Origin of the sequence: Thalassococcus arenae (genome assembly GCF_019104745.1) — a bacterium.
GTDB lineage: Bacteria > Pseudomonadota > Alphaproteobacteria > Rhodobacterales > Rhodobacteraceae > Thalassococcus_B > Thalassococcus_B arenae.
Genome location: NZ_JAHRWL010000002.1, coordinates 1,001,654 through 1,027,321, shown reverse-complemented (window position 1 = coordinate 1,027,321; position 25,668 = coordinate 1,001,654). Strand labels below are relative to the sequence as shown.

Here is a 25,668-nt window from a genome sequence, read left to right as displayed (position 1 = left end):
TAGGTCCGTTCGGTACGGAATTACAGGGTTGCCGCGGTGGCGATACCGAAATCCCGCAACCCGTCCAGCACGAACTGCACCGACAACGCCGCCAGCAGCATGCCCAGCAACCGCGTCACCACGGTGATCCCGGTCTTGCCGAGCGCCCGTTCGATCACCCCCGCCATGAGAAAGAACAGCAGCACGATGACCAGCACGCTGGCGGCGACGCCCAGCACGCCGGCCATCTGCGCGGCGTCCTGGCTGCGCCCCATCAGCAGGATGATCGTCGCGATGGCGCCGGGCCCGGCGATCAGCGGAATGGCGATGGGAAAGACCGAGGGGTCGGGATGCTCTTCTTCGTCGGCGGCGCCCTTGCGCCGCTTGGTGCGGCGTTCGAACAGCATGTCGAGCGCGGTCAGGAACAGCAGGATGCCGCCCGCGATCCGGAACGCCGGCATGGAAATGCCGATGAAGCCCAGAACCGCCTCGCCGAGGAACGCGAACAGCGCGAGGATCCCGGCCGCGACCAGGCAGGCCCGCAGCGCCACGGCACGGCGATGCGCGGCATCGGCGCCGCTGGTCAGCGCGATGAAGATCGGCGTCAGCCCGATCGGGTCGATCACCACGAACAGCGTGGCGAACGCGGTGATGTAGAAGGTCGCGTCCATGGCCGACGGCTAGCCGTTTCGCATCACCTCGTCCAGCCCCGCCGATTGATCGGCGACAGGTCCGACCGGTCGGGCGACCCTAGACTTGGCCGGCAGCACGGACACGCACGGGCGGAGGCGGACATGACGGAAAGCACAGGGCAGGCACAGCATCATATCGTCGGCGCCGGGATCGCCGGCCTGGCGACGGCGGTTTTTCTGGTCCGCGATGCCGGGGTCGCCGGAGACCGCGTTCGCCTTTACGAGCAGCTTGGGGTGGCGGGGGGATCGCTGGACGGATCGGGCGAGGCCGAAACGGGGTATCTGGCCCGCGGCGGGCGGATGTTCGAGGACCATTTCGCCTGCACCTTCGATCTGCTGGGGTCGATCCCGTCGGCGGACGATCCGGCCGTTTCGGTTCGCGACGACATCCTGGCGTTCAACCGCATGGTGCCGGGGTCTTCGAATTGCCGGCTGGTGCGCGATGGCGCCCCGGCCGAGGACCGGTTCGACCTGCTGCTGAGCGCGCAGGACATCGTCGACATCAACCGCCTGATCCTGCATCGCGAGGGCGGTCTGGGCCCGCGCACGATCGAGGACTGGTTCAACCCGGGCTTTTTCGAAAGCAATTTCTGGCTGATGTGGTCGACGATGTTTTCCTTTCAGCCCTGGCATTCCGCGGCAGAGATGCGGCGCTACCTGCGGCGCTTCATCCATCTGTTTCCCGGATTTACCCGGATCGAGGGGATATTGCGCACCCGCTACAACCAGTACGATTCGATCATCGCGCCGATCGTCGACTGGCTGCGGGCCCGAGATGTGCAGATCCGCACCGACACGGCGGTGACGGATGTCACGATCGGCGGGACGCGGCAGGACCGTGTCGCCACCGCGATAATCCTGTCGGATGGCGAAACGGTGCCGGTCTCGGAAATCGACCGGGTCTACCTGACGCTGGGGTCGATGACGGACGGCTCGACGCTGGGCACGAATGACGCGGCGCCGTCGCGGGCCGACCGGGAGAGCGGTGCCTGGACGCTGTGGCGGCGCCTGGCCACCGCAAACGAAGGCTTTGGCCGGCCCGAAGTGTTCTGCGGCGACACCGGACGCAGCGCGTGGCATTCCTTTACCGTCACGCTGGATGGGCCGGATTTCTTTGAATTCATGGAGGATTTCACCGGAAACCGGACGGGGACCGGCGGGCTGGTGACCTTTGCGGGGTCCGGCTGGACGCTGTCGATCGTGCTGTTTCACCAGCCGCATTTCCGCGGTCAGAAACACGGCACCTACACCTTGTGGGGCTATGGGTTGCGGGGCGACCGGCCGGGCGATTTCGTGCACAAACCGATGTGGGACGCGACCGGTGATGAAATCCTGGAAGAGCTGTTCGGCCAGTTGCGGCTGACGCCGGAACAGCGGCGCTGGTTCGACGGCGCACGGGTGCGGGTTTGCCGGATGCCGTTCATCACCAGCCAGTTCATGCCCCGCCAGCCGGGGGACCGCCCCGATCCGGTGCCGACCGGCGCGCGCAATTTCGCGGTGATCGGCCAGTTCTGCGAATTGCCGCGCGATTGCGTCTTTACGGTGGAATACTCGGTGCGGTCGGCACGGACCGCCGCGGCACGGTTGACCGGGCGTGTATCGCCGCCGCCGCCCGTGGCGCGGACCGATCTGGACCCGATGGTGCTGATCCGGGCGGCGCGGGTGCTGATGGGGGTTTGACGGCGGCCCTGGCGCGCCGCAACGGCCGCGACGACGATGCCGATGACCCCGGAGCGGCCGGTCAGGCCGATTCCGCCTCGTCCAGCCGCGCGAGCGCGCTTTCCCACAGCGCCTCGGCGCGGTGCAGGCCTTCCATCACCTCGGCGTATTTGCGGTTCCAGACCGCCAGATCGCCCTTGCGATCGTCCTCGTACAGCGCCGGGTCGGCCAGCTTGGCGGACAGCTTGTCGCGCATGTCCTCGATCTTGGCGATGCGGTCCTCGCATTTGCGCACCTCGGCGCGCAGTTCGAGCATCACATCGCGCGAGGGCCGTTTCTGTTTGGTTTCCTTCTGTTTTTCCGATTTCGCCGATGTGTCGCGCGCCAGAAGCATGGCGCGGTAGGCGTCGAGATCGTCATCGTAGGGTTTGACCGTACCGTCGGAAACCAGCCAGAGCCGGTCGGCCACCAGCGACAGCAGGTGCATGTCATGGCTGACCAGGATCACCGCGCCGGAATAGGCGGTCAGTGCCCCGACCAGCGCCTCGCGCGATTCGATGTCGAGATGGTTGGTCGGCTCGTCGAGGATCAGCAGGTGCGGCGCGTCCAGCGTTGCCAGCAGCAGCGACAGCCGGGCCTTTTGCCCGCCGGACAGGCGACCGACTTCGGTCTCGGCCTGCGCCGCCATCAGCCCGAACCCGGCCAGTTGCGCGCGCAGTTTCGCGGGTGGGGTGTCGGGGCGTTCGCGTTGCAGGTGCTGGAGCGGTGTTTCGTCGAGGTGCAATTCGTCGACCTGGTGCTGGGCGAAATAGCCGATGCGCAGCTTGCCGGACCGGTTCATGCGGCCCGCGGTCAGGGGCAGGCGGTCGGACAGCAGCTTGGACAGGGTCGATTTGCCCTGGCCGTTCTTGCCCAGCAGCGCGATGCGGTCGTCCTGGTCGATGCGCAGATCGAGGCGCTTGAGAACCGTCGTGTTGCCGTAGCCGGTTGCACCCCCTTCGATGTTGATGATGGGCGGGGAAAGCTCGTCGGGCTGGGGAAAGCTGAAGACGCGTTTGGCGGCGTCTTCGGGGGCGGCGACCATGTCCATCCGTTCGATCATCTTGAGCCGCGCCTGCGCCTGCCGGGCCTTGGACGCCTTGGCGCGGAAGCGGTCGACGAAGCTTTGCAGATGGGCGCGGCGGGCTTCCTGTTTCTTGGCCGTGGCGCCGGCCTGGGCGCGGCGCTCGGCGCGCAGCCTGGCAAAGCCGTCATAGGGCGTGCCGTAATAGGTCAGCTTGCGGTCCTCGAGATGCAGGATGCTGCCCACGGCACGGTTGAGCAGGCCGCGGTCATGGCTGATGACGATGACGGTGTGGGGGTATTTCGCGAGATAGCTTTCCAGCCAGAGCGCGCCTTCGAGGTCGAGATAGTTGGTGGGTTCGTCGAGCAGCAGCAGGTCGGGTTGCGCGAACAGCACGCCCGCCAGAGCGACGCGCATCCGCCAGCCGCCGGAGAAGGCCGAGCAGGGCTGGGACTGGTCGCCGTCGTCGAAGCCCAGGCCGCGCAGGATGGTGCTGGCGCGCGCCTCGGCCGACCAGGCGTCGATATCGGCGAGCCGGGTCTGGACTTCGGCGATGCGGGTGCTGTCGGTCGCGGTGTCGGCCTCGGCCAGCAGCGACGCGCGTTCGGTGTCGGCGGCCAGGACGGTGTCCAACAGGCTGACCTCGTTGGCGGGCACCTCTTGCGCGACGCCGCCGATGCGGGCGCGGGCGGGCAGCTCGATCTCGCCGCCGTCCAGCGTCAGTTCGCCCTTGATGAGCCGGAAAAGCGTGGTCTTGCCGGTGCCGTTCGGCCCCACCAGCCCCACCTTGTGGCCGGCGGGAATCGTGGCGCTGGCGCCGTCGAACAGCGGGCGGCCCTCGATCGAGAAGGATATGTCTTTCAGGCGCAGCATGGCCGGTGCATGCCGCAGCGCGGGGCTGGCGTCAATCGGATGTCAGGGTTTGGGCTGGCCGATGAACTCGGCCTCGATGGCGAAGCTGACGGTGTCGCCGACGCCCAGCGTGCTGCCCGGGGGCGGCACGCCAATGGCCATGCCGAAGGCCGACCGGCTGAGGCTGCCCCGGGCGGAAAAGCCGATGCGGGCATAGGGTTCCCACTCGGCTTGGGGATAACCGCCATTGAAGGTGACTTCCATCGTGACGGGCGACGAGACGCCCAGCATCTGCATCGTTCCCGTCACCGTGGCCGTCGTGCCGCCGGTCGGGGTGATCGTATCGGAAGTGAAGCGTATGACCGGATGGGTCGCGGCATCGAACCAGTTGGCGCCCAGCAATTCGGCCAGGAACCCGTCGGGCGGGCTGGGCAGATCGAGCGAGGCGACGTCGATTTCCGCGCTGAGACGGGCGTCCTGCGGCCGGTCGGTGCCGAAATCCAGCGTCGCCGCAAAGCGGTCGAAGCCGGCGGTGTAGTGCGAAAAGCCGAGGTGGTCGACGCGAAAGGTGATCGTGGCGTGCGCGGGGTCGAGCGTCAGGGTCTGGAAGGCAATGTCGGGCAGGTCCTGGGCCAGGGCGGGCAGGGGCAGCAGGGCGGCGGCGATCAGGGTTCGCATGATGGGGCCTTTCGCGGATCGGCCCAGCCTTGGCACGGCGGCGTTCGGCTATGATGGGAAAAATCGGCGGCGGAGTGGCTTTTCAAGCCGTCCGGCGCGTGTTAGGCGGCGCCCGGGAATTCAGGGCGCAAAGCCCCAGTCAAAGGATCGATCATCATGGCTACCGAACGCACGCTGTCCATCATCAAGCCCGACGCCACCCGCCGCAATCTGACCGGCAAGATCAACGCCAAGTTCGAGGAAGCCGGCCTGCGCATCATCGCGCAGAAGCGCATTCACCTGACCAAGGCGCAGGCAGGCGAATTCTACAAGGTTCATGCCGAGCGCCCGTTCTATGACGAGCTGTGCGAGTTCATGGCATCCGAACCGGTCGTCGTGCAGGTTCTGGAAGGCGAAGGCGCCATCGTGAAGAACCGCGAAGTGATGGGCGCGACCAACCCCGCCGATGCGGCCCCCGGCACGATCCGCGCCGAGTTCGCGGAATCGGTGGGTGAGAACTCGGTGCACGGCTCGGACGCGCCGGACACCGCCGCGCAGGAAATCTCGTTCTTCTTCTCGGGGCTCGAACTGGTCGGCTGAACCGGTCTGGATAGTCGAAACGGAAAGGCGCCCTGCGGGGCGCTTTTTTGTTGGGTTTGGGTCGTCAAGGCAGTTTTCGACGCGCCCGCCCGGTCAACCGCCGCTCTTGCGCGGCCCAACGTTGACGTCTGAGCCCGTCACTTGTCGAGCCCGATGTCGCGCAGAAACCCCGACAGGCCGTCGGGCATGCTGTCGGGGTCTTTCGCGGCGCTGGCCTTGAGCGCGTCGAAGCGTTTGCGCAGATCGGCCTTTTCCTTGCCCTTGCAATCGTTCCAGGGCCGGCCCTGCAAGGCCATGTGCAGCACGTAATAGCCGATGAAATGCGGGCGGGTGCCGTTCAGCAGGAGCTGGCGGTAGGCCTCGTCGGCACCGAGCGCGCGCAGGGTTTCGGCATCGGGGATGCCGGCGCGCTTGAACGCCTGTTCCATCGCCGGACCGAGATTGCGGATCGTCGAGATGGGTGTGCCGGTCATGCGGATATGGCCGCCTTGGCGGCGAAGGCGCAGAGGGTCTCGACGGCCTGCACCAACCGGTCATCGGCAACGGTCAGGGCGACGCGCAGATGGCCCGCGGCCGAGCGGCCGAAGCTTTCGCCGGGCATGACGGCGATGCGGTGGCTGTCGAGCAGGTGCAGGGCGAAGTCCTGGCCGGACAGGCCGGTGGCGCGGATATCCAGCATCAGGTACATCGCGCCGCTGGATGGGATCGCGCGAACGATCTGCTGGCGGGCGATGACATCCAGCACCGCGTCGCGGCGGCGTCGGAACGGTTCTGCGATGCGCGCTTCGAACGCGGTGCCCTGGTCGAGCGCGAAGAGCGCGGCATCCTGGATGAAGCCCGGCACACCGTAGGTGGTGGTGGTCGCGAGATCGATCAGCGCCGCGATGGCGGGTTCCGGCCCGACGATCCAGCCGATGCGCGAGCCGGTCATGGCGTGGCTTTTCGACATCGAGCCGATGACCAGCGTGCGGTCGGCCATGCCGGGCAGGGCGCGAGGCGACAGGTGTGTGCCCTGCCAGACCTGGGTGTCGTAGACCTCGTCCGAGATGAGCCAGAGATCGCGGTCGGTGCAGATGTCTGCCAGCGCGCGCAGGGTGGTGTCGGGGTAGACCACGCCGGTGGGGTTGTTGGGCGAGTTGATCAGCAGCGATGCCGCGCCCTGTGCCGCCGCGGCGTCGACGGCGGCGGGATCGGGCAGGAAGCCGTCTTCGGACCGGGTCGGGATAGCCACGGCCTGCGCCCCGGCGGCGCGCAGCGTACCGGGATAGGTGGCGTAATAGGGATCGATATACAGAGCGCGCCGCCCGGGCGGGCAGGCGGCGACATGGGCGGCGAAGAGCCCGGCCTGGCCGCCGGGCGTGATCAGCACATTGGCCTGCGTCGTGGCGACCCCGGTGCGGTTGCGGATGCGGTCGGCCACGCGCTGGCGCAGTGCCGCGACGCCGGGGATCATGGCATAGCCGGTATGGCCGCCGCGTGCCGCGGCATGCATGGCGTCGAGAATCGCGGGATCGGTGCGGATGTCGTGTTCGCCGATCGTCAGCTCGGTGACGTCGATGCCGTCGGCCTTCATCCGGCGGGCCTTGTAGAACACGCCCCAGCCGTCGTCGCCGCCTTCGTTGATGCCGGTCAGGCGCGGGGAAATCTCGGGCATCGGTGTCTCCTGTCGTTGTCCCGGATGTGCCAGAGGGCGGGGCCGCGCCGCAACCCCCTGCGCTTAACCTTCGGTTCAAACGGGGCGGCGCGTTTACCTTGCGCAGAGCCGCCCGCACGGTGGCGTCACGCTTTGGCGGGAAGTGACGGCTAGGGTGGTCGTACGTCGGAAAACCCCGGAACGACCCAGCGGCAAAGCACCGCGCGGCGGATCGGGGCCGAGCACCGGCGGAGGTACATGCAGGCATTCATACAGGCAAGAAAGGTATCGAGCATGACGGCACTGATCACGGCGAAGACCGAAGGCGGACGGCTGGAAGAACAACGCGAGGAAATCGCGGAGACGCTGGCGCAGCTGGCGGAGGATATCCGGGCCCTGCGCGCCCGGCTGAAGGATGGAGAGGTCGAGAAACCCAGCGAGGCGGTCAGGCTGATGGCCGATCTGCGCTATTGGCTGCGGGCTGCCCGCGAAACGGAGGCCGAACTTGAAACCATCAAACGCAAGCAAGCCGGGATCGCCGGCGAATACGGGCTTGACCTCGATGCCGCGCGGATTGCGATCGGGTGCCGTCTGGATAGCCTCCGGGCCTGCTGCGCGGAAGCGGAAATTCCTGGATGATCTGTCGGATGGGGAGCGCCTGGCGCTCCCCTACCTATTCGAGTTCTGGGCGCATGACCACCAATTGCCACCCGACGGCGACTGGCGTTCCTGGGTGATCCTGGGCGGCCGCGGCGCGGGCAAGACGCGGGCCGGGGCGGAATGGGTGCGCAGCATGGTCGAAGGGGCCCGTCCGCTGGATGCGGGGCGGGCCAAGCGCGTGGCGCTGGTGGGCGAGACCCTGGACCAGGTGCGCGAGGTGATGATCTTTGGCGACAGCGGCATCCTGGCCTGTTCGCCGCCCGACCGTCGGCCGCATTGGGTGGCGTCTCGGCGTTGCCTGGTCTGGCCGAACGGCGCCGAGGCGATGGCGTTTTCGGCGCATGAGCCCGAGGCCTTGCGCGGCCCGCAATTCGATGCCGCCTGGGTCGACGAACTGGCCAAGTGGCGCAACGCGCGCGACACCTGGGACATGCTGCAATTCGGGCTGCGGCTGGGCGCGCACCCACAGGTCTGCGTCACGACCACGCCGCGCAACGTGGGCATCCTGAAGGAATTGCTGGAACTGCCTTCGACGGCGGTCACGCGGGCGGCGACCGAGGCGAACCAGGCCTTTCTGGCGGCGTCTTTCCTGCAGGAGGTGCGGGCGCGCTATGCCGGGTCGCGCCTGGGGCTGCAGGAACTGGACGGTATCCTGCTGGACGAGGTGGATGGCGCGCTGTGGACGCGCGAGATGCTGGATGGCTGCCGCGGCGGGCGAATGCCGGATTTCGACCGGATCGTGGTCGCGGTGGACCCGCCCGCCGGCGCCGGCAAGGCGGCGGACGAATGCGGGATCGTCGTCGCCGGGGTGGTGGCGCAGGGCGCGCCGCAGGAGTGGCGCGCGGTGGTGTTGGAGGATGCCAGCGTGCAGGGCGCGTCGCCGCTGGGCTGGGCCAGCGCGGCGGCGGATGCCTATCGCCGCTGGCAGGCCGACCGCGTGGTCGCCGAGGTCAACCAGGGCGGCGCGATGGTGGAAACGGTGCTGCAGCAGGTCGATCCCGGCCTGCCGATCCGCCAGGTCCACGCGACACGCGGCAAGGCGGCGCGGGCCGAACCGGTGGCCGCGCTTTACGAGCAGGGCAGGGTGGCGCATGTCGCCGGTTTGTCCGAGCTCGAGTCGCAGATGTGCCTGATGACGCAGGGCGGATTCGAAGGTTCGGGCAGCCCCGACCGCGTCGACGCGCTGGTCTGGGCGTTGACCGACCTGATGCTGGCGCAGGGCGCGCGACCAGTGTTGCCGAAGCTGCGCACGCTGCTGTGAGGCGGCGTTAAGGCGGCAATCCTAGGGTGGCCCTCGATCGGACGGGAGCCACCCGGTTCCCGACAGGATGACCGGACGGACGGGTGTCGCCAGCGGCGCTGCCCGCCCGATTGCCAGCGACCGGAAAGGAGCGACCAGACATGGTGTTTGATTTTCTGCGGCGAAGCGAGGCGAAGGCGGAGGTGCCGGAGGTCAAGGCATCGGCTGCCGGTCCGCTGGTGGCGCATATGAGCGCCGGCCGCGTGGCCTGGTCGCCGCGCGATACGGTGTCGCTGACCAAGCAGGGCTTTTCCGGCAACCCGGTGGGCTTTCGCGCGGTCAAGCTGATCGCCGAGGCCGCCGCGGCGCTGCCGCTGGTGCTGCAGGACAATACCTGCCGGTTCAGCGACCATCCGCTGCTGCGCCTGGTCGGCGCGCCGAACCCCGCACAGGGCCGGGCCGAGCTGTTCGAGGCGATCTACGGCCAGCTTTTGCTGACCGGCGACGGCTATGTCGAGGCGGTCTGCGCCGAGGATGGCCAACCGGTCGAACTGCATGTGCTGCGGTCGGACCGGATGCGGCTGGTGCCGGGGGCGGATGGCTGGCCGGTGGCCTATGAATACCAGGTCGGCGGGCGCAAACATCGCTATGACGTGAGCGGGCCGGTATCGCCGGTCTGCCATATCAAGACCTTCCACCCGCAGGACGACCATTACGGGCTGAGCCCGATCCAGGCGGCCGCTCAGGCGCTGGACGTGCACAATGCCGCGTCGCGCTGGTCCAAGGGGTTGCTGGACAACGCTGCCCGGCCTTCGGGCGCCATCGTCTGGCGTGGCGTCGACGGGCAGGGCAACCTGTCGCCGGACCAGTATGACCGGCTGGTGACCGAGATCGAGACGCATCACCAGGGCGCGCGCAATGCCGGGCGGCCGATGCTGCTGGAAGGCGGGCTGGACTGGAAGCCGATGGGCTTTTCGCCCTCGGACATGGAATTCCAGAAGACCAAGGAAGCGGCGGCGCGCGAGATCGCGGTGGCCTTCGGCGTGCCGCCGATGCTGCTGGGCATCCCGGGCGAGGCGACTTATGCCAACTACGCCGAGGCGCACCGGGCGTTTTATCGCCTGACGGTGCTGCCGCTGGCCACCAAGGTCACCGCCGCGATCGGCCGCTGGCTGGCGGATTTCGCCGGGGAGGCGGTGGAGCTGAAGCCCGACCTGGACCAGGTGCCGGCATTGGCGGCCGAGCGGGACGCCCACTGGAACCGGGTGTCGTCGGCCGATTTCCTGACCGAAGCCGAAAAGCGCCAGATGCTTGGCCTGCCGGCATTGTCCGAGGAGGGGGCCGTTGAGTGACATGCGACGCATCGCGGCGCCGTTCGCCTGTGCGCCGGGTCTGCGGCTGGAGGCGCATGAGCGCGTCAGCAAGCTGCAGGTCGACGGGCTGAATGACCGGCTGAACCGGCTGGAGATCCTGATGGAACGGCTGGAGCGACGTTTGTGGCTGACCGTTTACGGCGTCGTCGGCGCCATCCTGGGCCAGGCCTTTCAGGGACTGTTGAATGCGGTTCCCTAAATCCGAGGAGACGATGATGGAATTGGAGCACAAGTTTTGCCGGTTCGAGGTCGAAGCCTCGGGCAAGGACGGATTGCGGATCGAGGGCTATGCCAGCCTGTTCGGAGCTTGCGATCAGGGCGGCGATATCGTGGCCCGGGGCGCCTATGCGGCCTCGCTCAAACGGGTGATGTCGGAGAAGCGGGCGATCAAGATGCTGTGGCAGCACGATCCGGCCCAGCCCATCGGGATCTGGGACGAGGTGCGTGAGGACGAACGCGGGTTGTACGTCAAGGGCCGGCTGCTGGAGAGCGTGGAGAAGGGCCGCGAGGCCGCCGCGCTGATCGCCGCAGGCGCCATCGACGGGCTGTCGATCGGCTATCGCACGGTCAAGGCCACCAAGACAGACGGGGGCCGACGGCTCCTGAACGAGCTGGAGCTTTGGGAGGTGTCGCTTGTGACCTTCCCGATGCTGCCCAGTGCGCGGGTCGCCGCCAAGGGGGACATCCCCGAGGACGGCCTGTGCGAATTGGCGGATGCGCTGGAGCGTGCCCGCCGCGACCTGGCGGGCCGCTGACGCACGCCACCAAGCAACGGGAATGACGAGATGAGCACAACCGAGACCCAGTCTCGGACCGGGGACGATCTGTCTCCGGTCGCCCGGGTGAGCGCCGCGATGACGGGGCTGATCGGGGATTTCAGGGCCATGCAGGCCGACCTTCAAACCAAGCTTCAGAAACAGGAAGAGCGACTGACCATGCTGGATCGCAAGAGCCTTACCGCCGCCCGCCCGGCGCTGTCCGCGGCGAACAACACCGCTGCCCCCCACCAGAAAGCCTTTGACGCCTACCTGCGTTCCGGCGACGACGACGGCCTGCGCGGCCTTGAGCTGGAAGGCAAGGCGATGTCGACCGCCGTCAACAGCGATGGCGGTTATCTGGTCGATCCGCAGACCGCCGACACGATCAAGTCGGTTCTGGCTTCGACCGCGTCGATCCGCGCCATCGCCAACGTGGTGAATGTCGAGGCGTCGTCGTTCGACGTGCTGATCGACCAGAACGACACCGGCGCGGGTTGGGCGAACGAGACGGCTTCGTCGTCGGAAACCGGCACGCCGTCGATCGAGCGGATCTCGATCCCGCTTTACGAGCTGAACGCGCTGCCCAAGGTGTCGCAGCGCCTGCTGGATGACAGCGCATTCGACGTCGAGGGCTGGCTGGCCGGCCGCATCGCCGACAAGTTCGCCCGCGCCGAAGCGGCGGCCTTTGTCAGCGGCGACGGCATCGACAAGCCGCGCGGCTTCCTCGACCACACCGCCGTCGACGATGCCAGCTGGAGCTGGGGCAACCTGGGCTATGTCGCCACGGGCGTCGATGGCGATATCGGCGATGGCGACGGGCTGATCGATCTCGTCTATGCACTGGGCGCGCAATACCGCGCCAAGGCGAGCTTCGTGATGAACTCGAAGACCGCCGGCGCGCTGCGCAAGCTCAAGGACACGGACGGCCGTCACCTGTGGAGCGACGGGTTCGCCGCCGGTGAACCGGCACGTCTGCTGGGCTATCCGGTGCTGATCGCCGAGGACATGCCGGACATCGCCAGCGGTGCCGATGCCATCGCGTTCGGCGATTTCGGCGCAGGCTACACGATCGCCGAACGTCCTGACCTGCGCGTGTTGCGCGATCCGTTCAGCGCCAAGCCGCATGTGCTGTTCTACGCCACCAAGCGCGTCGGCGGCGATGTCAGCGACTTTGCCGCGATCAAACTGCTGCGGTTCGCGGTGTCCTGATCGCCGATCGACCGGATGGCGGGGTCCGTGCCCCGCCATTTCCCGGGCGCGCGTCCCTAGCCACGTTGTCCTGCTGCTCCCCTCTGTCCGAGCAACGTGACCGGCGCGCGCCCACCCAGCGGACCCAAGGGGAAACCCAAGCGGATTTCGGAGAAAGACCATGATGTTAGTCGAAGAAGGCCAAATCCCGGAGGCGGTGCTGCCTGTCGATGCTTTGAAGCGGCACCTGCGCCTTGGAACGGGCTTTGGTGAAGACGACCTGCAGGATGCGGTCCTGGCATCATTCCTTCGGGCCGCACTGGCGGCAATCGAGGCGCGGACCGGCAAGGCGCTTGTCCGGCGGACCTTCCTGCTGACGCTTGATGCGTGGCGGGATCCGGCGGGCCAATCGCTCCAGATCGCGCCTGTGGAGTCGATCGTGCAAGTCGCCTTGGTCGACAGGACCGGCGCTGCGACAATTCTGACGGCCGATCGCTACAGGCTGCAGGCCGACAGCCAGCAACCGATGCTGCGGCCGACCGGCGCCCTGTTGCCGACCATTCCCGGCGGCGGGCGGGCCGAAATCCGGTTTGATGCGGGGTTCGCGGCCGATTTCGGCGGCTTGCCCGCGGATCTGGCACAGGCCGTGCTGATGCTGGCCGCCCACTACTACGAATTCCGGCACGAGACGGCACTGGGCGAAGGCTGCATGCCGTTCGGCGTCACCAGCCTGATTTCCCGCTACCGTCCGCTGCGCGCGGGGTTCACGGGATGACCCGGCATGTTCTGAACCGAAAGCTGGTGCTGGAGGCGCCGGTGCGCCTGGCCGATGGCGCGGGTGGCTTCGCCGAAAGCTGGCAGGTGCGCGGTACGCTTTGGGCGGCGATCCAGCCGCGCGGCGCCCGGCTGGGCAGTTCGGCAGCAGGAGCGCTGTCGATCGCGGGGTTCCGGATCGTCGTGCGCGCCACGCCGTTCGGGCATCCGTCGCGGCCCGAACCCGGCCACCGGCTGCGCAGTGGCGCGCGGGCCTTCCGCATCGAAGCGGTCACCGAAGAAGAGCCGGCAGGTCTGTACCTGCTGTGCGAAGCGCAAGAGGAGATGGCGCCATGAGCTATGCCCTGTCCGCGGCGCTGCAGGCTGCGATCTACCAGCACCTGGCCAACGATGCGGCGTTGCAGGCCCTGGTCGGCAGCAACGTGTTCGACGCGATGCCCGAAGGCAGCGTCCCGGCTCTGTACGTGCTTTTGGGCCAGGAGAGCGTGCGCGATGCTTCGGACGTCTCGGGCCGGGGAAGCTGGCATGACCTGGGCGTATCCGTCGTGACCGCAAGTGCCGGGTTCCAGACCGCCAAGGACGCCGCCGCCGCGATCTGCGATGCGCTGATCGACGCACCGCTTGCCCTGACCCGCGGGCGTTTGGTCGGCATGGCCTTTCGCCGTGCGCGCGCGGTGCGGGCTTCGGGCGGGGTGCGTCGGATCGATCTGACCTTCCGCGCCCGCGTCGATGACGGGTGACGGTGGGTCGAAAACCCACACCACGCAAATTTCCAATCCAAGGAGCAAGACCCATGACTGCCCAGAACGGCAAGGATTTGTTGATCAAGGTTGACCTGACCGGCGACGGCCAGTTCCAGACCATGGCGGGCCTGCGTGCCACCCGTGTCAGTTTCAACGCCGAGCAGGTCGACGTGACCACGCTGGAAAGCCAGGGCGGTTGGCGCGAGCTGCTGGCCGGGGCCGGCGTAAAGACGGCGAACATCTCTGGTTCGGGCGTGTTCCGCGATGCCGATACCGACGAACGGGCGCGGCAGATCTTCTTTGACGGCGAGACGCCGGAGTTTCAGGTCATCATCCCCGATTTCGGTACGGTCGAAGGACCGTTCCAGGTGACCTCGATCGAATATGCCGGGTCGCATAACGGCGAGGCCACCTACGAGGTGTCGCTGGCCTCGGCGGGCGCCCTGCAATTCACCGCCCAGCCGGTGGCGTGATGGCCAATCCCTGGAGGGGCGAGGTGGAACTGGTGATCGACGGCGAGCCGCGCTGTTTGCGGCTGACGCTGGGCGCTTTGGCCGAATTGGAGACGCGGCTGGAGAAGGGCACGCTGGTCGATCTGGTCAAACGGTTCGAGGCAGGCGCCTTCAGCACCCGAGACGTGCTGGCGCTGATCGTGGCCGGGCTGCGCGGTGGCGGCTGGTCGGGCAATGCGGCCGATCTGTTGCATGCCGAGATCGAGGGCGGGCCGATCGCTGCGGCGCGCGCCGCCGCCGAGATGCTGGCGCGCGCTTTCCTGTTGCCCGGAGAGGGCGATGAGCGGGTTTGACTGGCCTGGTCTGATGCGTGCCGGAATGCGCGGCCTGGGATTGAAGCCCGCGGAGTTCTGGGGGCTGACCCCGGCCGAGCTGCGTCTGCTTCTGGGCGAGAACACGGGGTCAGCCCCAATGGGGCGGACCCGGCTTGACGAATTGATGGCGGCGTTTCCCGACATCTCAGGAAAGGGATCTGAATGAGCGAGCACGACATGATCGACGATCTCGATGCGCAGGTCGAGGCGCTGGAAACCTCGTTGGCCGGGGCTGCCGGCATGGCGGCCGGATTCGATGCCGAATTGCGGCGCATCCACGAGACGTTTTCGGCGACGGGGCGGGGTGCGGCAGCGTTGGAGACGACGCTGAGCCGAGGGGTGTCCAAGGCCATCGATGGAGTGATCCTGGACGGCATGAAGTTGTCGGATGCAATGGGCGTGGTTGCGCGATCGATGATCGATGCGGCCTACAAGGCCGCCGTCAAGCCGGTTGCCGACCATTTCGGCGGCATGATGGCATCCGGCGTCAATGCGGTTTTCGGCGCGTTTTCGCCCTTTGCCGAAGGTGGCGCCTTTGCGCAGGGGCGGGTGATGCCCTTTGCAAAGGGCGGGGTGGTCAGCGGGCCGGTGAGCTTTCCGATGCGCGGCGGCACCGGGCTCATGGGCGAAGCCGGGCCCGAGGCGATCATGCCTCTGACCCGCGGCGCGGATGGTCGGCTGGGTGTGCGTGCCGAGGGCGGCGCGCGCCCGGTCAGCGTGGTGATGAACATCTCGACGCCCGACGTTCAAGGCTTTCAACGCAGCCAGAGCCAGATCGCCGCCCAGATGAGCCGCGCCTTGGGCCGCGGCGCCCGCAACCGCTGAGGAGGCTTTCATGTCCTTTCACGAAATACGCTTTCCCGCCGATCTGAGTTTCGGTGCCCTGGGGGGCCCTGAACGCCGCACCGACATCGTTGCCCTGACGAGCGGTCATGAGGAACGCAACACACCCTGGGCGCATGCGCGGCGGCGGTATGATGCGGGCCTGGGATTGCGGTCGCTGGACGATATCGAGGCGCTCGTGGCGTTCTTCGAGGCGCGGCGCGGGCAGCTTTTCGGGTTCCGATGGAAGGACTGGTCGGACTACAAGTCCTGCAAGCCTTCGCGCAAACCGGGCGGGGAAGACCAGGTCATTGCGCGCGGCGACGGGGAAACCCGCAGTTTCCAGCTTGTCAAAACCTATCGATCGGGGCCCGGCGTCTATGCCCGGCCGATCACCAAGCCGGTCGCCGGCACCGTCACGGCAGCGGTTCAGAACGTCGAGCAGCGCGAAGGCGTGCATTTCGATCTGGATATCACGACTGGCATCCTGACCTTTCGCGAACCGCCGCTGGCCGGGGTCGAAATCACCGCCGGTTACGAATTCGACGTTCCGGTCCGGTTCGACACGGACCGGATCATGGTGTCGGTCGCCAGTTTCCAGGCCGGGCAGGTGCCGGATGTACCGGTTGTGGAGGTGCGTGTGTGATGCCCGAACAGAACGCGCTTTTGAACCACCTGGCCACCGGTTGTACGACGGTGGCCCGGGCCTGGTCCGTGATCCGGCGCGACGGCGTGCGGTATGGCTTCACGGACCATGATCGGGATCTGGAATTCGATGGCCAGGTTTTCCGCGCCGGAACGGGCCTGTCCGCCAAGGCGCTGGCCCAATCGACCGGCCTTTCGGTCGACAACACCGAAGCGATGGGCGCGCTGACGGACGCCGCGATACGCGAAAGCGATATCGCCGCAGGCCGCTTTGACGATGCGGAGGTCATTTCGTGGTTGGTGAACTGGGCCGATACGTCTGCGCGGAAGGTCCTGTTTCGCGGCTCGATCGGTGAAATCCGCCGGAGCGGCGGTGCATTTCATGCCGAACTGCGCGGATTGACCGAAGCGCTGAACCGTCCGGTAGGCCGGGTGTTCCAGAAGCCGTGCACGGCGGTTCTGGGTGACAGCGCCTGCCTGTTCGACCTTGCGACGCCGGGATACCAAGTCGAAGCCGTCGTCGCTTTGGTCGAAGAAAACCGTGTGCTTGGTTTCGACGATTTCGGATCGTACGAGGAAGGTTGGTTCCGGCGGGGCCGCGTCGACATCCTGAGCGGAGACGCCGCAGGTCTGAGCGGCGCGATAAAGCAGGACGTGGCGGGCACCAATCCGGATCGAACCGTGTCGATGTGGCAAGCGTTGCGGGCACGGATCGCCCCCGGCGACGCGGTCCGACTGACAGCGGGATGCGACAAGCGGTTTTCGACCTGTCGGCTAAAGTTCAACAACGGACTGAATTATCAGGGATTTCCGGACATCCCGTCCGAAGACTGGATGACCGTTCATCCGTCGCAAGCGCAACGCAAGAACGGGGGCAGCCGGCGGTGACGGTGGTGGTGACAATTGCGCGCGGCTGGATCGGCACGCCCTACCTGCATCAGGGGTCGCACCGAAATGTCGGATGCGACTGCCTTGGCCTTTTGCGCGGTGTTTGGCGGGAACTGCGCGGAACTGAGCCCGAAACGGTTCCCCCCTACAGCATGGACTGGTCCGAGCCGCAGGGCGAGGAGCGGCTTTGGGCGGCCGCAAGGCGCCATCTGGTTGGCAAGGCCACGAACGACATCGCGTCTGGCGACGTCCTGCTGTTCCGCATGCGCAACGCTTCGGTGGCCAAACACATCGGCATCCAGGCCGAAACCGGTGCCGCACCGAGCTTTGTGCATGCCTATAGCGGTCATGGCGTGGTCGAAAGCGCTTTGACGCGCCCCTGGCAGCGCCGCATCGTGGCGCGCTTTTCCCTACCGGCGGAGAACGACTGATGGCGACAATTCTTCTTTCCGCGGCGGGTGCCGCGATCGGCAGTTCGGTGGGTGGATCGGTTCTGGGCCTGTCGATGACGGCGGTCGGGCGGTTCATCGGCGCCAGCCTTGGCCGCGCGATTGACCAGAGGCTGATGGGGTCGGGTGCCGAAGCGGTGGAAACCGGCCGGATCGAACGCTTTCGGCTGACCGGTGCGGGTGAAGGCGCGCCCATCGCGCAGGTCTACGGACGCATGCGCGTCGGTGGCCACGTCATCTGGTCGACCGAGTTCAGGGAACATGTCAAGAAAAAGCGCGGTGGTGGCGGAGGTGGCAAGGGCGCACCCGAACAACCGACAGTCAAAACCTATTCCTATTCGATCAGCCTGGCCGTGGCCTTGTGCGAAGGCGAGATCGCCGGGGTGACCCGGGTTTGGGCGGATGGCGTCGAGCTCTCTTCCGATGACCTGACGATGCGGGTGTACCTGGGAACCCGCGACCAACAGCCCGATCCCAAGATGGAAGCGGTCGAAGGTGCCGGAACGGTGCCGGCCTATCGCGGCACGGCCTATGTGGTCTTCGAAGACCTGCAGCTGGACCGGTTCGGCAATCGAGTTCCGCAGTTCAGTTTCGAGGTTCTTCGACCGGACCTGACCGATCAGACCGACGTGCCGCTGGCGGTCAAGGGTGTCGCTCTGATGCCGGGCAGCGGCGAATACACGTTGGCGACACAGCGCGTTACGCTGCGCGACGGACGCACCCTGTTCGGCCAGGTCGGAGCGAAGAAGGTCGCCAACATCAACACGCCTTCCGAACGCCCGGATTTCGAAGTGGCAATGGACGCCTTGCAGACCGATCTTCCCAATTGCGAAGCCGCTTCGCTGGTGGTGAGCTGGTTCGGTGACGATCTGCGCTGCGGCAGCTGCACCATCCGTCCCAAGGTCGAACAGACCTCGCGCGATTCCGGCAGGATGCCATGGCGTGTCGCGGGTTTGACACGGGATACGGCGCAATCGGTGCCGATGCTGGGCGATGGTGCGGTCTACGGTGGCACTCCCACGGATCAATCGGTGATCCAGGCGATCCGGCACATGAACGACCGTGGATTGGCCGTGGTCTATTATCCGTTCATCCTCATGGACCAGTTGGACGGAAACACGCTGCCCGATCCCTGGACAGGAAAGGACGGACAGCCGGCTTTGCCCTGGCGTGGCCGTATCACTCTGGATGCCGCGCCGGGACGTGCAGGATCGACCGACGGGACTGCTGCAGCAGAGGTGGATGTCGCGGCATTTTTCGGAACCGCCGAAGCCGCGGATTTCACCATCGGCGCCGACTCCGTGTCCTACCAGGGTCCGGCCGAATGGCGATATCGCCGGTTCATCCTGCACCAAGCTGCATTGTGCGCGGCCGCGGGCGGCGTCGATGCCTTCTGCATCGGTTCCGAAATGCGCAGCCTGACCCAGATTCGCGGAGCGTCGGGGTTCCCGGCGGTCGAAGCCCTGCGCGCCTTGGCGGCGGAGTGCCGGACGATCCTGGGCCCGGACGTCAAGATCGGTTATGCCGCCGACTGGTCGGAATATTTCGGCTATCACCCGCAGGATGGCAGCGGCGATGTGCTGTTCCACCTCGACCCGCTTTGGGCCGATCCGCAAATCGACTTCATCGGCATCGACAACTACATGCCGCTGTCGGATTGGCGCGACGGAGCGAACCACGCAGACGCGGAATGGTCGTCGGTCTACAACCTCGACTACCTGGCGGCCAATGTCGCGGGCGGCGAGGGATACGATTGGTACTACCCCGGCGATGAAGCGCGCGACCTGCAATTGCGCGAACCGATCACCGATGGCGCATTCGACGAACCATGGGTCTGGCGATACAAGGATATTCGCGGATGGTGGGAAAACCGCCACCACAACCGTATTGGCGGGCTTCGCAGCGAAACGCCCACCGAATGGGTGCCGGGGTCGAAGCCGATCTGGTTCACCGAAATGGGGTGCGCCGCGATCGACAAGGGGACCAACCAGCCGAACAAGTTTCTGGACGAAAAGAGTTCGGAATCCGCGCTGCCGTATTTTTCGTCCGGGCAACGCGACGAGTTGATCCAGCGTCAATATCTGCGGGCGATGTACGGCTTTTGGACCGATCCCGCCAACAACCCCGTGTCCGAGGTGTATGATGGCCCGATGGTCGACATGTCCCGTGCGCTGGTCTGGGCGTGGGACACGCGCCCCTATCCCTGGTTTCCGGGAAATTCAGAGCTTTGGACCGACAGTCCCAACTACCGGCGGGGTCATTGGCTGACGGGTCGCGCGACAGGCCGGACGCTGGCATCGGTCGTTTGCGAGATCTGCGCGCGCGTCGGACTGACCGAGATCGACACTTCGGGCCTGCATGGCTTCGTGCGCGGCTTTCTCGTTCCCGATGTGGCCGATGCGCGCCATGCACTTCAGCCGCTGATGCTGGCCTATGGTTTCGACGCCATCGAGCGCGACGGGCGTTTGGTTTTCCGGATGCGCGACGGCGCCAAGCGCGGGGTGGTGAACGCCGAGCACCTCGCGCTATCGGACGAGATCGATGGCGACCAGATCGAGACGCGCAGCGCCGAAGCGGAAATGGCGGGCCGCGTTCGGGTTCAGTTCGTCGAGGCCGATGGTGACCATGGTATCGCCGCCGAAGAGGCCGTGATGCCGGAGGACCGCACGCATGCCGTGGCCGAAAGTGATCTCGCGCTTGCGCTGACCCGAGCCGAGGGGCGGCAAACCGCCGAACGTTGGTTGGCCGAAGCCCGCGTGGTGCGCGACACGTTCCGCTTGTCCCTGCCGCTGTCCCGGTTGGACGTGGCCGCTGGTGATCTGGTCTCCTTGCCCGCGAAATCGGGTCCGATCCTGGCCCGGATCGATCGTGTCGAACTGGGCGCCCAGCAATTGATCGAAGCGGTCCGGGTTGAGCCGGACGTCTACAAACCGGCCGAGATCGAGGATTTCCCGCCGCGCATGACGGGATTTACCGCCGCTGTTCCGGTGTCGCCTGTCTTCCTCGATCTGCCGTTGATGACCGGAGACGAGGTTCCGCATGCGCCGCACCTGGCCCTCACGGCCGATCCCTGGCCGGGCTCGGTGGCGGTCTACACCTCACCCGATGACAGCGACTATGCGCTCGACACCATCATCGCCGCGCAATCGGTGATCGGTGTGACCGAGACGCCGTTGTTCGCCGCATCTTCGGGGGTTTTTGACAACGGTGCGCCCCTGCAGGTGCGTTTGGCGTCGGGGTCGTTGCAATCCGTCGGCACCCAACGCCTGTTGAGCGGAGCCAACGTGCTGGCAATCGGCGACGGCAGTCCGGGCAACTGGGAATTGTTGCAATTCGCGAATGCCGAACCCTTGGGCGCCGACACCTGGCTTCTCGGCCGCCGGTTGCGCGGGCAACTTGGCACCGACGCGGTGATGCCCGATGTCTGGCCGGAGGGGTCGATCGTTGTTTTGATGGACGGCACACCCGCGCAGATCGCGCTGAGTGCGTCCGAGCGGCGGTTGAACCGGCATTTCCGCATCGGCCCGTCCCGGCGCTTCTACGACGACGACACCTACGTTCACGAACAGCACGCCTTCGACGGGGTCGGATTGCGTCCCTACAGCCCTGCACACCTGCGCTTGCGCGACGATGGCGGAGATTTCGTCGTATCGTGGATCCGCCGGACCCGGATCGACGGCGATGGATGGGAAGGCTACGATGTTCCTCTGGGCGAGGACCGGGAAATCTACCTGGTGCGAGTGATGCAAGGCGATACGGTGCGCCGCGAGGTGCAGGTTTCCGAACCGGTCTGGACCTACTCCCAAGCATTGCGCGCCAGCGATGGTCTGGTACCGGGCGCCCGGATCCTGGTGGCTCAGATGTCGGATCGCTTCGGCCCGGGGCCATTCGCAGAACTTGCCTGTCCGGTGTGAGTCCCGGTCACCGCGCCGCGGCGCAAGACACGCACAGCATCGCCGTCGGATCGAGTTCGAGCCTTTTCGGCGCGATTTCTTCGCCGCAGTCGTCGCAAAACCCGAATTCGCCGCGCTCGATTCGGTCGAGCGCGGCCAAAAGCGCACGGCGCTGTCCGTCGCGCCGCGCCTGGGTGGCTTTGGCCATCGATTGGCTGAGCAGCGCGTCCTGACGGCTGAGCCGCCCGACCGCCTGCTGATCCAGGACGACCACGTCCTGTCCGTCTTTTCCCAGCCGGTCTTCCTCGTCAAGCGTCGCGATCCGGGTCTCGATCAGCCGGCGAAACACTGTGTTTTCCGAGCCATTCATGCCTGTTACCCCCGTCATCACGGTTTTGCGTTTCAGCCGGTACACCCTATCTGGTATATCCAAGGGATCAAAGGAGGGCACGCATGGCCGAAACACGCGCGAATATCGCCGAACTCGACCCGGTCTGGGCGCGCATCATGCGCGAGGCCGAAGATGCGGTGGCGAACGAACCGCTGCTGGGTGGCATGGTGCACTATTCGATCCTGCACCACCCGACCATCGAGCGGGCGCTGAGCTACCGGATCTCGCTGAAACTCGCCAACCAGGAGATGTCGGAACAGATCCTGCGCGAAATCTGCGACGAAGCCTATGCCAGCGAGCCGGAACTGTCGCTCGCCGCGCGTGCCGATATCGTCGCGGTCTACGAACGCGATCCGGCCTGCCACAGGTTCCTGCAGCCATTGCTGTTCTTCAAGGGCTTCCAGGCGATCCAGGCCTACCGCGTCGGCCATTGGCTGTGGCAGGAAGGCCGCCGCGATCTGGCCTATTTCTTTCAGATGCGTTGCTCGGAGGTGTTCGGGATCGATATCCACCCGGCGGCCCGGATCGGGCGCGGCATCATGATCGACCACGCCCATTCCATCGTGATCGGCGAAACCGCCGTTGTCGGCGACAATGTCTCGATGCTGCATTCGGTGACGCTGGGCGGCACTGGCAAGGAAGAGGAAGACCGACACCCCAAGATCGGCGACGGCGTGCTGATCGGGGCCGGGGCCAAGGTCTTGGGAAACATCAAGGTCGGCAATTGCTCGCGGATCGCGGCCGGGTCGGTGGTGCTGACCGAAGTGCCGCCCTGCAAGACCGTGGCCGGCGTGCCGGCCAAGATCGTCGGCGAGGCGGGCTGCGCCCAGCCCTCGGTCAGCATGGACCAGATCCTGCGCGGCGAATGATCCCGCTCAGGGGCGTCAGGCCAGCATTCCCAACGGGTTTTCCAGGTTGTCGACGACGGCCTGCAGAAACTCTGCGCCAAGCGCTCCGTCGATGACACGGTGATCGACCGATAGGGTGACCGACATCACCGTCGCGGTGCCAAGTGCGCCGTCGGCAGTGACCACAGGTTTCCTGACCCCTGCGCCAACCGCCAGGATCGACCCGTGCGGCGGGTTGATGACCGCGTCGAAACTCTCGATCCCGAACATGCCGAGATTGGAGATCGCGAAGGCACCGCCCTGGTATTCGTGCGGTGCCAGCTTGCGGTCGCGGGCGCGCGCGGCGAGATCCTTCATTTCGGCGCTCAGGGCCGAAAGCGATTTCAGATGCGCGTCGCGCAGAACCGGGGTGAAAAGCCCGCCCTCGATGGCCACGGCCACGGCGACGTCGGAGGGTTCGAGTTGCAGGATGCGGTCACCGGCCCAGACCGCGTTGGCGGCAGGCACCTGTTGCAGCGCCAGCGCGCAGGCCTTGATGATGAAATCATTGACGCTGAGCTTGATGCCGCGGGGTTCGAGCTGCGTGTTGATCTGCTTGCGGAAATCCATCAGCGCGTCGAGACGCACGCTCCGGCGCAGGTAGAAATGCGGAATGGTCTGCTTGGCCTCGGTCAGCCGCGCGGCGATGGTGCGGCGCATGCCGTCGAGCGGAAGTTCGGTGAAGGCGCGGTCGGAATAGAGGCGGGTGACGGCGTCGGCGGAAACCGCGGCCGGCCGGGGTGCGGCTGCGGGCGGGGCGGCCGCCGTTTCGGATGACGCGACTGCCCCCGGGCGCGCGTCTTCGACATCGGCGCGCACGATCCGGCCGCGCGGACCCGACCCGGTGATCTGCGCCAGGTCGATGCCCTTGTCCGCGGCGATCCGGCGTGCCAGCGGCGAGGCGAAGACCCGGGCGCCATCGCTGGCCGGAGAGGCAGCGGGAGCCGCCTTGTCGGGACCCCGTGCCGGGGCCGCCTCCACGGCGGCGGCCGCCTGCGCCAAGGGCGCTGTGGCGGCGGGCGCGGCGATGTCCGCGGCGCTTTCGCCCTCGTCCAGCAAGACCGCGATTGGCGTGTTCACCGTGACGCCGGACGTGCCTTCGGCCACCAGGATCCGTCCGATCGTGCCTTCGTCCACGGCTTCGAACTCCATCGTCGCCTTGTCGGTCTCGATCTCGGCGATGACGTCACCGGCACTGACCGTGTCGCCTTCCTGCACCAGCCATTTGGCCAGCGTGCCTTCCTCCATCGTCGGAGACAGCGCGGGCATGAGGATCTCGATGGGCATCGGCGTTGGTCCTGTGGTGGTCGGTGCGGGACCGGGGGCCAGCCCCCGGACCCCCGGAGTTTATCGGGCAAGATGAAGGGGTTGGAGAATGTCGAAGGGGCGGTGCGGGGTGCGGCCGGCGGCGAGCGTCGCGACGGCGCGGGACAGCGCGCGGTCATGTGCGGCGATCCATTCATAGGCTTCCTGATGGCTTGGCCGCTGGCCGGGGCGCAGCGTGTCGATCAGGCATTCCGGCAGCCAGGCTTCGCCATCGGCGGTGCGGATGCGGTAGGCCTCGCGCGCGGGGTCGCGGCCTTTGACCTCGACGGCGCTCATCGGTAGCAGACCTCGCGCGCCGCCGCGACGACCTCGTCGACCGTGACCAGTGCGTGTTTTTCCAGGTTGGCGGCATAGGGCATCGGCACATCCTTGCCGGTGAGATTGCGCACCGGGGCGTCGAGCCAGTCGAAAGCGTGCTGCATCAGCACCGCCGAGAGGTGATTGCCGATGGACCCCGTCGGCCAGCCTTCTTCGACCGTGACGCATCGGTTGGTCTTCTGCACGCTGGCAATCACGGTGGCGGTGTCCATCGGACGCAGGGTGCGCAGGTCAATCACCTCGGCATCGATTCCGTCTTCTGCAAGCTTTTCAGCGGCTTGCAGAGTGTGGCTCATGCCGATGCCGAAACTGACAAGGGTGACATCGCTACCGGACCGCCAGATCCGGGCCTTGCCGAAGGGCACGGTGAAATCATCGAGCTCGGGCACATCGAAGCTGCGGCCGTAGAGAATTTCGTTTTCAAGGAAGATCACCGGGTTGGGATCGCGGATCGCGGTTTTCAGCAGGCCCTTGGCATCCGAGGCCGAATAGGGCATCGCGACCTTGAGCCCCGGAACATGGGCATACCAGGCGGCGTAATCCTGGCTGTGCTGGGCAGCGACGCGGGCGGCGGCGCCGTTGGGGCCGCGGAACACGATCGGACAGCCCATCTGACCGCCCGACATATAGAGCGTCTTGGCTGCTGAATTGATAATCTGGTCAATAGCTTGCATGGCGAAGTTGAACGTCATGAACTCGACCACCGGCTTCAGCCCGCCAAAGGCCGCACCGACACCGATTCCCGCGAAGCCGTGTTCGGTGATCGGCGTGTCGATCACGCGCTTGGCGCCGAATTCGTCCAGCAGGCCCTGGCTGATCTTGTAGGCGCCCTGGTATTCGCCGACCTCTTCGCCCATCAGGAAGACATCCGGATCGGCGCGCATCTCTTCGGCCATGGCGTCGCGCAGGGCTTCGCGCACGGTCTGCTGCTTGAGCCTGGTGCCTTCGGGCCAGTCGGGTTCGGGCATGGCGGCGGGCGCATCGGCTGGTTGCGGCGGCGGGGCCGTGCGGCCCTCGGGCCCGGACAGATCGGCCGCGATGGGTTGCGCGGCGGGGGCGGCGGCGGCACGGGGGGCGTCCGGGACCGTCACGTCCGGCACTGCCTCGCCCTCGTCGACCAACACGGCGATGGGGGTGTTGACGGCGACGTTCTGCGTGCCCTCGGCCACCAGGATCCGTCCGATCGTGCCTTCGTCCACGGCTTCGAACTCCATCGTCGCCTTGTCGGTCTCGATCTCGGCGATGACATCGCCGGCGTTGACGGTGTCGCCTTCCTTGACCAGCCATCTGGCCAGCGTGCCTTCTTCCATCGTCGGGCTGAGGGCGGGCATGAGAATTTCGGTGGCCATGTC

The 25,668-nt window shown here is 66.7% G+C and carries 29 protein-coding genes; 20 read left to right on the top strand and 9 right to left on the bottom strand.

The genetic code is table 11. The annotated features are described in order from the left end of the window. Positions 1 to 20: 20 nt before the first annotated feature. The gene (locus KUH32_RS16375) at positions 21 to 650 is read right to left on the bottom strand and encodes a MarC family protein (RefSeq protein ID WP_217779668.1); all 630 of its coding nucleotides are present in this window, start codon (positions 648 to 650) and stop codon (positions 21 to 23) included. Between KUH32_RS16375 and KUH32_RS16370 the strand changes: the two genes are divergently transcribed. Then, entirely contained in the window at positions 540 to 2,351 is a 1,812-nt protein-coding gene (locus KUH32_RS16370; protein ID WP_284438346.1) for an oleate hydratase, read from the top strand. The two genes, KUH32_RS16375 and KUH32_RS16370, sit on opposite strands and share 111 nt — an antisense overlap. 61 nt (positions 2,352 to 2,412) lie before the next feature. On the opposite strand, the gene KUH32_RS16365 is transcribed toward KUH32_RS16370, so the two are convergent. Both KUH32_RS16365 and KUH32_RS16360 read right to left on the bottom strand, forming a co-directional pair. After that, positions 2,413 to 4,266 carry an ABC-F family ATP-binding cassette domain-containing protein gene (locus KUH32_RS16365; protein ID WP_217779666.1) on the bottom strand — a complete coding sequence of 618 codons (1,854 nt, stop codon included), beginning with the start codon at positions 4,264 to 4,266 and terminating at the stop codon, positions 2,413 to 2,415. Between the two features lie 42 nt (positions 4,267 to 4,308). After that, a complete protein-coding gene (locus tag KUH32_RS16360; RefSeq protein WP_217779665.1) occupies positions 4,309 to 4,923 on the bottom strand; it encodes a YceI family protein in 615 nt (204 codons plus the stop codon). A 156-nt stretch (positions 4,924 to 5,079) separates the two neighbouring features. Between KUH32_RS16360 and ndk the strand changes: the two genes are divergently transcribed. After that, complete coding sequence (ndk, locus tag KUH32_RS16355; protein ID WP_217779662.1) at positions 5,080 to 5,502, top strand: nucleoside-diphosphate kinase; 423 nt, start codon at positions 5,080 to 5,082, stop codon at positions 5,500 to 5,502. A 137-nt stretch (positions 5,503 to 5,639) separates the two neighbouring features. Here ndk and KUH32_RS16350 read toward each other — a convergent pair whose 3' ends face one another. After that, a complete protein-coding gene (locus KUH32_RS16350; protein ID WP_217779661.1) occupies positions 5,640 to 5,975 on the bottom strand; it encodes a TfoX/Sxy family protein in 336 nt (111 codons plus the stop codon). Then, on the bottom strand, positions 5,972 to 7,156 hold the full coding sequence (locus tag KUH32_RS16345; RefSeq protein WP_217779660.1) for a pyridoxal phosphate-dependent aminotransferase: 1,185 nt from the start codon (positions 7,154 to 7,156) through the stop codon (positions 5,972 to 5,974). The genes KUH32_RS16350 and KUH32_RS16345 overlap by 4 nt, the downstream gene beginning before the upstream one ends. 273 nt (positions 7,157 to 7,429) lie before the next feature. Here KUH32_RS16345 and KUH32_RS16340 point away from each other — a divergent pair, with 273 nt between their 5' ends. The 17 genes from KUH32_RS16340 (at position 7,430) to KUH32_RS16260 (ending at position 21,415) form a co-directional block, all read left to right on the top strand. After that, the gene (locus KUH32_RS16340; protein ID WP_217779659.1) at positions 7,430 to 7,774 is read left to right on the top strand and encodes a hypothetical protein; all 345 of its coding nucleotides are present in this window, start codon (positions 7,430 to 7,432) and stop codon (positions 7,772 to 7,774) included. Then, on the top strand, positions 7,698 to 9,056 hold the full coding sequence (locus KUH32_RS16335) for a DNA-packaging protein (RefSeq protein ID WP_217779658.1): 1,359 nt from the start codon (positions 7,698 to 7,700) through the stop codon (positions 9,054 to 9,056). The genes KUH32_RS16340 and KUH32_RS16335 overlap by 77 nt, the downstream gene beginning before the upstream one ends. 140 nt (positions 9,057 to 9,196) lie before the next feature. Continuing rightward, complete coding sequence (locus KUH32_RS16330; RefSeq protein ID WP_217779657.1) at positions 9,197 to 10,387, top strand: phage portal protein; 1,191 nt, start codon at positions 9,197 to 9,199, stop codon at positions 10,385 to 10,387. Between the two features lies 1 nt (position 10,388). Then, the gene (locus KUH32_RS16325) at positions 10,389 to 10,607 is read left to right on the top strand and encodes a GTA head formation protein, RCAP_rcc01685 family (protein ID WP_217779858.1); all 219 of its coding nucleotides are present in this window, start codon (positions 10,389 to 10,391) and stop codon (positions 10,605 to 10,607) included. Positions 10,608 to 10,623: 16 nt separating this feature from the next. Then, on the top strand, positions 10,624 to 11,163 hold the full coding sequence (locus KUH32_RS16320) for an HK97 family phage prohead protease (protein ID WP_217779857.1): 540 nt from the start codon (positions 10,624 to 10,626) through the stop codon (positions 11,161 to 11,163). Positions 11,164 to 11,193: 30 nt separating this feature from the next. Further along, a complete protein-coding gene (locus tag KUH32_RS16315) occupies positions 11,194 to 12,375 on the top strand; it encodes a phage major capsid protein (RefSeq protein ID WP_217779656.1) in 1,182 nt (393 codons plus the stop codon). A gap of 160 nt (positions 12,376 to 12,535) precedes the next feature. Continuing rightward, positions 12,536 to 13,129, top strand: coding sequence for a head-tail connector protein (locus KUH32_RS16310; RefSeq protein WP_217779655.1), 594 nt, complete (start codon positions 12,536 to 12,538; stop codon positions 13,127 to 13,129). Then, complete coding sequence (locus tag KUH32_RS16305; protein ID WP_217779654.1) at positions 13,126 to 13,464, top strand: head-tail adaptor protein; 339 nt, start codon at positions 13,126 to 13,128, stop codon at positions 13,462 to 13,464. Before KUH32_RS16310 ends, KUH32_RS16305 begins: the two co-directional genes overlap by 4 nt. After that, positions 13,461 to 13,868 (top strand): DUF3168 domain-containing protein, encoded by a 408-nt coding sequence (locus KUH32_RS16300; protein WP_217779653.1) that lies wholly within the window; start codon positions 13,461 to 13,463, stop codon positions 13,866 to 13,868. The genes KUH32_RS16305 and KUH32_RS16300 overlap by 4 nt, the downstream gene beginning before the upstream one ends. Before the next feature lie 53 nt (positions 13,869 to 13,921). Then, entirely contained in the window at positions 13,922 to 14,344 is a 423-nt protein-coding gene (locus tag KUH32_RS16295; RefSeq protein ID WP_217779652.1) for a phage major tail protein, TP901-1 family, read from the top strand. Further along, a complete protein-coding gene (locus KUH32_RS16290; RefSeq protein ID WP_217779651.1) occupies positions 14,344 to 14,676 on the top strand; it encodes a gene transfer agent family protein in 333 nt (110 codons plus the stop codon). Before KUH32_RS16295 ends, KUH32_RS16290 begins: the two co-directional genes overlap by 1 nt. Next, entirely contained in the window at positions 14,663 to 14,863 is a 201-nt protein-coding gene (locus tag KUH32_RS16285) for a rcc01693 family protein (protein ID WP_217779650.1), read from the top strand. Before KUH32_RS16290 ends, KUH32_RS16285 begins: the two co-directional genes overlap by 14 nt. Beyond that, entirely contained in the window at positions 14,860 to 15,522 is a 663-nt protein-coding gene (locus tag KUH32_RS16280; protein WP_217779649.1) for a phage tail tape measure protein, read from the top strand. Before KUH32_RS16285 ends, KUH32_RS16280 begins: the two co-directional genes overlap by 4 nt. A 10-nt stretch (positions 15,523 to 15,532) precedes the next feature. Then, positions 15,533 to 16,165, top strand: coding sequence for a DUF2460 domain-containing protein (locus tag KUH32_RS16275; RefSeq protein ID WP_217779647.1), 633 nt, complete (start codon positions 15,533 to 15,535; stop codon positions 16,163 to 16,165). After that, on the top strand, positions 16,165 to 17,052 hold the full coding sequence (locus tag KUH32_RS16270; protein WP_217779646.1) for a DUF2163 domain-containing protein: 888 nt from the start codon (positions 16,165 to 16,167) through the stop codon (positions 17,050 to 17,052). Before KUH32_RS16275 ends, KUH32_RS16270 begins: the two co-directional genes overlap by 1 nt. Continuing rightward, a complete protein-coding gene (locus KUH32_RS16265) occupies positions 17,049 to 17,483 on the top strand; it encodes an NlpC/P60 family protein (protein WP_217779645.1) in 435 nt (144 codons plus the stop codon). Before KUH32_RS16270 ends, KUH32_RS16265 begins: the two co-directional genes overlap by 4 nt. Beyond that, positions 17,483 to 21,415 (top strand): baseplate multidomain protein megatron, encoded by a 3,933-nt coding sequence (locus KUH32_RS16260; RefSeq protein ID WP_217779643.1) that lies wholly within the window; start codon positions 17,483 to 17,485, stop codon positions 21,413 to 21,415. The genes KUH32_RS16265 and KUH32_RS16260 overlap by 1 nt, the downstream gene beginning before the upstream one ends. A gap of 7 nt (positions 21,416 to 21,422) precedes the next feature. Here KUH32_RS16260 and KUH32_RS16255 read toward each other — a convergent pair whose 3' ends face one another. Next, a complete protein-coding gene (locus tag KUH32_RS16255; RefSeq protein ID WP_217779642.1) occupies positions 21,423 to 21,764 on the bottom strand; it encodes a TraR/DksA family transcriptional regulator in 342 nt (113 codons plus the stop codon). An 83-nt stretch (positions 21,765 to 21,847) separates the two neighbouring features. Here KUH32_RS16255 and cysE point away from each other — a divergent pair, with 83 nt between their 5' ends. Then, on the top strand, positions 21,848 to 22,654 hold the full coding sequence (cysE, locus tag KUH32_RS16250; RefSeq protein ID WP_217779641.1) for a serine O-acetyltransferase: 807 nt from the start codon (positions 21,848 to 21,850) through the stop codon (positions 22,652 to 22,654). A 15-nt stretch (positions 22,655 to 22,669) separates the two neighbouring features. Here the strand turns inward: cysE and KUH32_RS16245 are convergent, their stop codons facing one another. From KUH32_RS16245 to KUH32_RS16235, 3 genes are read right to left on the bottom strand one after another with little or no spacing between them, the layout of a single operon-like run. Beyond that, the gene (locus KUH32_RS16245; protein WP_217779640.1) at positions 22,670 to 23,959 is read right to left on the bottom strand and encodes a pyruvate dehydrogenase complex dihydrolipoamide acetyltransferase; all 1,290 of its coding nucleotides are present in this window, start codon (positions 23,957 to 23,959) and stop codon (positions 22,670 to 22,672) included. A 60-nt stretch (positions 23,960 to 24,019) separates the two neighbouring features. Continuing rightward, positions 24,020 to 24,274 carry a hypothetical protein gene (locus KUH32_RS16240; protein WP_217779639.1) on the bottom strand — a complete coding sequence of 85 codons (255 nt, stop codon included), beginning with the start codon at positions 24,272 to 24,274 and terminating at the stop codon, positions 24,020 to 24,022. Beyond that, positions 24,271 to 25,665, bottom strand: a complete 1,395-nt coding sequence (locus KUH32_RS16235; RefSeq protein ID WP_217779638.1) for a pyruvate dehydrogenase complex E1 component subunit beta — start codon at positions 25,663 to 25,665, stop codon at positions 24,271 to 24,273. The genes KUH32_RS16240 and KUH32_RS16235 overlap by 4 nt, the downstream gene beginning before the upstream one ends. Positions 25,666 to 25,668: the final 3 nt, after the last annotated feature.

Bases quoted from the DNA above. Each gene is read 5' to 3' on its own strand.
- KUH32_RS16305 (WP_217779654.1), top strand. From the start codon at position 13,126: ATGACCCGGCATGTTCTGAACCGAAAGCTGGTGCTGGAGGCGCCGGTG.
- KUH32_RS16300 (WP_217779653.1), top strand. From the start codon at position 13,461: ATGAGCTATGCCCTGTCCGCGGCGCTGCAGGCTGCGATCTACCAGCAC.
- KUH32_RS16335 (WP_217779658.1), top strand. From the start codon at position 7,698: ATGCCGCGCGGATTGCGATCGGGTGCCGTCTGGATAGCCTCCGGGCCT.
- KUH32_RS16270 (WP_217779646.1), top strand. From the start codon at position 16,165: ATGCCCGAACAGAACGCGCTTTTGAACCACCTGGCCACCGGTTGTACG.
- KUH32_RS16345 (WP_217779660.1), bottom strand. From the start codon at position 7,156: ATGCCCGAGATTTCCCCGCGCCTGACCGGCATCAACGAAGGCGGCGAC.
- KUH32_RS16375 (WP_217779668.1), bottom strand. From the start codon at position 650: ATGGACGCGACCTTCTACATCACCGCGTTCGCCACGCTGTTCGTGGTG.
- KUH32_RS16350 (WP_217779661.1), bottom strand. From the start codon at position 5,975: ATGACCGGCACACCCATCTCGACGATCCGCAATCTCGGTCCGGCGATG.
- KUH32_RS16330 (WP_217779657.1), top strand. From the start codon at position 9,197: ATGGTGTTTGATTTTCTGCGGCGAAGCGAGGCGAAGGCGGAGGTGCCG.
- ndk (WP_217779662.1), top strand. From the start codon at position 5,080: ATGGCTACCGAACGCACGCTGTCCATCATCAAGCCCGACGCCACCCGC.
- KUH32_RS16310 (WP_217779655.1), top strand. From the start codon at position 12,536: ATGATGTTAGTCGAAGAAGGCCAAATCCCGGAGGCGGTGCTGCCTGTC.
- KUH32_RS16240 (WP_217779639.1), bottom strand. From the start codon at position 24,274: ATGAGCGCCGTCGAGGTCAAAGGCCGCGACCCCGCGCGCGAGGCCTAC.
- KUH32_RS16320 (WP_217779857.1), top strand. From the start codon at position 10,624: ATGGAATTGGAGCACAAGTTTTGCCGGTTCGAGGTCGAAGCCTCGGGC.
- KUH32_RS16245 (WP_217779640.1), bottom strand. From the start codon at position 23,959: ATGCCCATCGAGATCCTCATGCCCGCGCTGTCTCCGACGATGGAGGAA.
- KUH32_RS16365 (WP_217779666.1), bottom strand. From the start codon at position 4,266: ATGCTGCGCCTGAAAGACATATCCTTCTCGATCGAGGGCCGCCCGCTG.
- KUH32_RS16275 (WP_217779647.1), top strand. From the start codon at position 15,533: ATGTCCTTTCACGAAATACGCTTTCCCGCCGATCTGAGTTTCGGTGCC.
- KUH32_RS16360 (WP_217779665.1), bottom strand. From the start codon at position 4,923: ATGCGAACCCTGATCGCCGCCGCCCTGCTGCCCCTGCCCGCCCTGGCC.
- KUH32_RS16285 (WP_217779650.1), top strand. From the start codon at position 14,663: ATGAGCGGGTTTGACTGGCCTGGTCTGATGCGTGCCGGAATGCGCGGC.
- KUH32_RS16295 (WP_217779652.1), top strand. From the start codon at position 13,922: ATGACTGCCCAGAACGGCAAGGATTTGTTGATCAAGGTTGACCTGACC.
- KUH32_RS16290 (WP_217779651.1), top strand. From the start codon at position 14,344: ATGGCCAATCCCTGGAGGGGCGAGGTGGAACTGGTGATCGACGGCGAG.
- KUH32_RS16280 (WP_217779649.1), top strand. From the start codon at position 14,860: ATGAGCGAGCACGACATGATCGACGATCTCGATGCGCAGGTCGAGGCG.
- KUH32_RS16340 (WP_217779659.1), top strand. From the start codon at position 7,430: ATGACGGCACTGATCACGGCGAAGACCGAAGGCGGACGGCTGGAAGAA.
- KUH32_RS16260 (WP_217779643.1), top strand. From the start codon at position 17,483: ATGGCGACAATTCTTCTTTCCGCGGCGGGTGCCGCGATCGGCAGTTCG.
- KUH32_RS16235 (WP_217779638.1), bottom strand. From the start codon at position 25,665: ATGGCCACCGAAATTCTCATGCCCGCCCTCAGCCCGACGATGGAAGAA.
- KUH32_RS16325 (WP_217779858.1), top strand. From the start codon at position 10,389: ATGCGACGCATCGCGGCGCCGTTCGCCTGTGCGCCGGGTCTGCGGCTG.
- KUH32_RS16315 (WP_217779656.1), top strand. From the start codon at position 11,194: ATGAGCACAACCGAGACCCAGTCTCGGACCGGGGACGATCTGTCTCCG.
- cysE (WP_217779641.1), top strand. From the start codon at position 21,848: ATGGCCGAAACACGCGCGAATATCGCCGAACTCGACCCGGTCTGGGCG.
- KUH32_RS16370 (WP_284438346.1), top strand. From the start codon at position 540: ATGCGCGGCATCGGCGCCGCTGGTCAGCGCGATGAAGATCGGCGTCAG.
- KUH32_RS16255 (WP_217779642.1), bottom strand. From the start codon at position 21,764: ATGAATGGCTCGGAAAACACAGTGTTTCGCCGGCTGATCGAGACCCGG.